Source organism: Thermostichus sp. OS-CIW-20, assembly GCF_054061455.1.
This window is the reverse complement of the sequence record NZ_JBSSEF010000060.1, coordinates 1-5,274: the sequence shown is the minus strand read 5'-3', so window position 1 is coordinate 5,274 and position 5,274 is coordinate 1. Positions and strand designations below refer to the sequence as shown.

The 5,274-nt window shown below is 61.1% G+C and carries 5 protein-coding genes and 1 pseudogene; 1 reads left to right on the top strand and 5 read right to left on the bottom strand.

Annotation, left to right across the window (positions count from 1 at the left end):
- Positions 1-282: 282 nt before the first annotated feature.
- Positions 283-936: a guanylate kinase gene (gene gmk, locus ACVWXC_RS13265; protein WP_011431478.1), complete on the bottom strand. Its 654-nt coding sequence runs from the start codon at positions 934-936 to the stop codon at positions 283-285.
- Between the two features lie 89 nt (positions 937-1,025).
- Positions 1,026-1,295 carry an extracellular matrix/biofilm regulator RemA gene (gene remA / locus ACVWXC_RS13260; RefSeq protein ID WP_011431477.1) on the bottom strand — a complete coding sequence of 90 codons (270 nt, stop codon included), beginning with the start codon at positions 1,293-1,295 and terminating at the stop codon, positions 1,026-1,028.
- A gap of 107 nt (positions 1,296-1,402) precedes the next feature.
- Between remA and ACVWXC_RS13255 the strand changes: the two are divergent.
- Positions 1,403-1,619: pseudogene (locus tag ACVWXC_RS13255) on the top strand (RNA-guided endonuclease TnpB family protein); the annotation flags it as partial.
- A gap of 227 nt (positions 1,620-1,846) precedes the next feature.
- Here ACVWXC_RS13255 and ACVWXC_RS13250 read toward each other — a convergent pair.
- From ACVWXC_RS13250 to trmFO, 3 genes are all read right to left on the bottom strand, one after another.
- On the bottom strand, positions 1,847-2,317 hold the full coding sequence (locus tag ACVWXC_RS13250; protein ID WP_099812725.1) for a hypothetical protein: 471 nt from the start codon (positions 2,315-2,317) through the stop codon (positions 1,847-1,849).
- Positions 2,318-2,491: 174 nt separating this feature from the next.
- Positions 2,492-3,703, bottom strand: coding sequence for an acetate kinase (locus ACVWXC_RS13245; protein WP_457393240.1), 1,212 nt, complete (start codon positions 3,701-3,703; stop codon positions 2,492-2,494).
- 57 nt (positions 3,704-3,760) lie between these two features.
- On the bottom strand, positions 3,761-5,116 hold the full coding sequence (gene trmFO, locus ACVWXC_RS13240) for an FADH(2)-oxidizing methylenetetrahydrofolate--tRNA-(uracil(54)-C(5))-methyltransferase TrmFO (protein WP_414347011.1): 1,356 nt from the start codon (positions 5,114-5,116) through the stop codon (positions 3,761-3,763).
- Positions 5,117-5,274 lie beyond the last annotated feature (158 nt).

Below are 5,274 nucleotides of genomic sequence, written 5' to 3'. Positions count from 1 at the left end.
GAAACTATATCAACGACCCCCATCATGGGTAAGCGACTAAAGTGGCTAGCGGGCTTTTCCGCCCCGCACTCAAGTGCGGGGCTACCAAGCTATCCCTTTGTGTGTAGGGGCGTCTTGACAGCGCCTTCGCGATTCCGGTTGTGGACTGCGTGAGAATTCCCCGACTTGAGTCGGGGGAGTGTCAAAAAGCACTTGGCGTGGATGCCGAGGCTTGTGTCGCCGTTTTTTAGTTAAGAAAAAGACGCGAGCTCTCGGAAAAAAGCGCGTAGAGTCGCAGAGCTCCTAGGATTGCCCCTTCCCTGGAGAGGGAGGATAAAGCAAGGCTTCCAGCTCCTGTAGAGCCTGCTCTAGATTGTCGTTGACGATCACGTAGTCGAATTCGTCTTTGGCATCCAATTCTTTGCGAGCCTGTTGCAGACGGCGTTGGATGCTGGCTTCAGAGTCTTGTCCGCGTTCGCGAATGCGGCGTTCGAGCTCTTCTAGCGAGGGAGGAGACAGGAAGATGCGAATGGCATCGGGACACTGTTGTCTCACCTGGCGGGCCCCGGCCAGTTCAATTTCCAGAAGCACATCCTGACCCTGGCTGAGTTTTTGGAACACGATCTCGCGGGGAGTGCCGTAAAAGTTACCTGCGTACTGGGCCCATTCCAACAACTCATCGGCTTCAATCAGGTTGAGGAACTCCTCGCGAGTGCGGAAGTAGTAGTTGACGCCTTCCTGTTCCCCAGGGCGGGGGGGGCGGGTGGTTACCGAGACAGAAAAGTACAGCTCAGGGTGGCGCTGGCGCAATTGGCTGACCAGAGTGCCTTTGCCCACCCCACTGGGCCCTGTCAAAACCACCAGGCGACCGCGAGTGGCAGGAGGCCGAGGGGCTTCCTGTTGCTGCAGGCACTCAGGGGGAGTTGGCGAGGAGAGCGTAGTGGAAGAAACTGCCATAGGCGGAGAGCGACAAAGGACGGCTGGACAGTTGGCTGGTTTGTTTTAGGATATCTCACTCTCGGCCTCGCAGGCTGCTTGTGAGGCCCTTACTCAGGTTCCTCCGGCGCACCGACTTTGGCAGTAAGGAAGCGGTTGGCAACGGTTTCCGGCTGAATGGCCGAGAGGATGACGTGCCCGGAATCGGTGATGATTACGGCGCGGGTGCGGCGACCGTAGGTCGCGTCCACCAACTGGCCTCTTTCGCGGGCGTCGCTAATGATGCGTTTGATGGGAGCTGACTCAGGACTGACAATGGCGATAACGCGCCCGGCGGCGACGATATTGCCAAAGCCGATGTTGATTAGGCGAGTATCCATGGTTAATCAGCCAATCTAGCGCCTGTCCGGCCAGCAGCCTTCATCTGAATGCGCGGGACACCCCACCGTCTATACGGTGGGGAGCGATAGCGCCTAATATAACCAGCATGACCCAAGTCCTGACTATCTTCTGCAAGCTCAAGGTATCTGCCTCGCAAGCCACAAAGCTGGATGCAACTTTGGATGCCTTTGCCCAGGCCTGCCAACCAAAACACGCCAGAGAAGATAACCAACGCTCTTCAGCTTCAGTCTCTGAGCGACCGCGAAATCCATGCACGGTTTGGGCTGTCCAGCAACTTGGCTGTGCAGGTATGTAGGTCCATCCCCCCGTATACGGGGGGTGTGGAGGGCGGTTGGAGCCGGGTAGTTTACCCTTTTTCCCAAGAAAGTGCAGGTATTAGGCAGCAAGCCGTTCTATGGCTACTGGAAATGGCTTTCTCCTCAGAGAAGCAAAGCCTTGTCAACGTCTGCGCTGGCGACGAGGAGGCCCCTTGCGTTTGCAAATTCTCGGTGGCGTTTTGCTTAGCAAGGCTGGATTCCGCTTTTGAGCTCTAGAGCACGCCGTTGAAGGTAAAGCTGCCGCTGCCCAGCCGCTCCTGGCGATCGAAAACGCTGATGGTGAGTTGATGGGATCCCGTCTGGGTGACGGTAAAGCGGCTCTGGGGCAGGGTAAGCCCTGTTACGGTACAGGCGGTGGCTCCAACGAAGCAGCCGGGCAATTGGGAAGCGTCGAAAGCCCCTAGGGTTACAAAGTTGCCCAGGGGAGTGGTGACGGCAGCCAAGAAAGCGTTGGATCCGCGGATCCCGGCAGGAGCCTCGACGCGGAAGGAGACGACAAAGGTGGGGGTTTGCCCTACGGGGACGGTGCGGGGCGAGAGATCGGTGATGGTGAGAGAAGGAGGAGGGAGGGGCGTCGGCAGGGGCAGGGGGCTGCTGCTGGTCGTCTCCCCGCATCCCGCCAAAACGACGCCCAGGAGCCACAGCAGGGGGATCCGTCTGTTCAGGAGTTGGGCAGGCTGCATAGGTTTCCGTTACCTTCAAATGAGCTGGGTTGCAAGTCTTCTCTTGGCAGAAAGGGAGGGTTCCTCCTATCCTCCCCTGCCCAGGGCTTTGGCTCCATTGTGGCGGGAGGGTCTCGACGGAGCCAGTCCTTGGAAAGGAGAAAACCTGGCTAGAAGCAGCCTGAGCTCCTTCGCCTATTCCTCTTGCAGGAGCTTTTGGCAGGCATTGGCAATGGCCCAGTCTTCCTGGGCTGAGATGACCAACACCCGCACCGGAGCATCAGAGGTGCTGATGTCGCAGTTGCGCGGGGATCCGGCGTTGAGAACTGGGTCGATCTGGATCCCCAAAAAGCCTAGGTTGGCACAGGCTGCGGCCCGTACCGGCGCCGCGTTTTCCCCGATGCCGCCGGAGAAGACCAAAGCATCCAGCCGATCCAGGCTCATGAGCATGGCCCCAATCTGGCTGCGCAGGCGGTGGATGAAGAGGTTAAAGGCCAGCTCGGCGCGGGCATGGCCTGCCTGCATGGCTTCCAGGATAACTCGCATGTCGCCGCTCAGGCCAGACACGCCCTTCAGGCCCGATTCCCGGTTCAAGATCCGGTCTAGCTCCTCCACACTCATCCCCCGACGCAACTGATGGATCAAAATCCCCGGATCCACCGAGCCGGAGCGGGATCCCATCATCAGGCCCTCCAGGGGGGTGTAGCCCATGGTGGTGTCGACGCTGTGGCCCCCGCGAATGGCCGCCAGAGAACAGCCATTGCCCAGGTGGCAGGTGATGAGCTGCAGCTCTTCCAGGGGCCGGCCCAGGATCTCAGCGGCGCGGCGGGCGCAGTGCTCGTGGTTGATGCCGTGGAAGCCGTAGCGGCGGATCCCTTGCTCGGCCCAGGCGTAGGGAAGAGGATAGAGGGCGGCTGCCGCAGGCATCTGCTGGTGAAAAGCGGTGTCGAAGACAGCCACCTGCGGGATCCCAGGCAACAGTTGGCGCAGGAGGCGAATGCCCTCAAGAGCAGGGGGATTGTGAGCCGGTGCCAGGGGGCTTAGTTGCTCGATGGCCTGTTCCACCTCGGGCGTAATCAAGGTGGGCTGGCGATAGAGGGATCCCCCATGCACCACCCGGTGGCCAATGGCCTTGATCTCAGCCGCTGTGGCCAACGGGGATCCCTCCCCCTGCCAGAGGCTTTGAAAGAGGGGAGCCAAACCGCTAATGCCGGCTTCTGGGGCAAGGGGGGGAAAAGATTCCCAGGGGCCGCCCCGCCGCCGAGTTTGAATCAAGACTTGGCCGGACTGGTAGGCAAAGTCCACCTGCGCCTGCCAGAGGGGGGTGGCCTCCACCTTGCCCTCAACGGTTGCAAAGAGAGAGGACTTGAGGCTGCTGGAGCCGGCGTTGACGACCAGGATGGGCACGGGATCCCTCCTTTTATTCCAGGCTAGCTGGCCGTTTGCGCCTGCAGGGTTGGGAACTCAGGCAGTTTGCGCCTGGCGCACCAGGCCTGTGGCCGCCAGAGCAGCCAAGGCGCGATCCCGGTAGCGGGCGTAGCGCTCTTGTTTGCTGCGAACTTTTTGTCCCTCCAGCTCCGGCAGGAGGCCAAAATTGGCCGGCATGGGCTGGAAGTGCTTGGGATCGGCGCTGCTGATGAACTGGAATAGGGATCCCATCATCGTCTCCGGCGGCAGCGTGATCAAAGGCAGCCCCAGGGCCAGGCGGGCGGCGTTCTGTCCGGCCAGCCACCCTCCTGCCACGGCACAGGCGTAGCCTTCGGTGCCCACCAACTGGCCGGCAGCCAACAGCGTTGGCCGGCGGCGAAATTGCAACGTAGGCAACAGAAGCTGCGGCGAATTCAAAAAGGTGTTGCGATGCATCACGCCAAAGCGGACAAACTCCGCCGCCTCCAGGCCAGGGATGAGGCGAAAGACCCGCTGCTGTTCTCCCCACTTCAAATTGGTTTGAAAGCCCACCAGGTTCCACAGCTTGCCCGCTTTGTCCTCCTGGCGCAACTGCACCACCGCATAGGGCCGCGATCCCGTGCGCGGATCCACCAGCCCCACCGGCTTCAGGGGCCCGAAGCGGAGAGTATCTTTGCCGCGGCGGGCCATTTCTTCAATGGGCAGGCAGCCCTCGAAAAACTTGCGCTCCTCCTTTTCAAAGTCTTTGAGGGGCACCTGCTCGGCCTCCACCAGCGCCTGCCAGAAGCGCTCGTACTCCGCCTCGGTCATGGGGCAGTTGAGGTAGGCCGCTTCCCCCTTGTCGTAGCGGGAAGCCTGAAACACCACCGCCCGGTTGAGGGAATCCCCGGTAACAATGGGGCTGGAAGCGTCAAAAAAGCTCAGGTATTCCAGGCCCGTAAAAGCTTGCAGCGCCTTAGCTAAGGGCTCGCTGGTCAGCGGGCCCGTGCAGAGGACGGCTATCCCTTCCGGGATCCCGGTCACCTCCTCCCGGCGCAGGGTGATGAGGGGATGGTTGGCGATGGCTTCCGTTAGGGCCTGGCTAAAGCGGGCCCGATCCACGGCCAGGGCTCCCCCTGCCGGCACGGCGTGGCGATCGGCGGTGGCGATGACCAGGGATCCCAGTTGGCGCAGCTCTTCCTTGAGCAGGCCTGCCGCCCGGTCGCTGGCTAGGGCCCCGAAGGAATTGCTGCACACCAGCTCTCCCAGTTGATCCGTGTGGTGGGCCGGGCTCTGCCGCACAGGGCGCATCTCCGACAGGATGACGGGCACCCCCAACTGGGCAATCTGCCAGGCGGCTTCTGTCCCCGCCAGCCCCCCACCCACCACATGGATGGGAGCTAGGGTCTCTGCTCGGCTCATGGAATGGGGCATCATGACCTCCCGCAACAGTCCTCAGGAAGCGAAAAAGGGGCCCTCGCTGGGCCAGAAGAGCAACCTGATACATTTACGCTGAACACTGCTGAGCATTACTGCTCAGCGGTGAAGCGATAGCATTCTGTCCGTTTCCGTTGTCACTACGCGACGCTGAC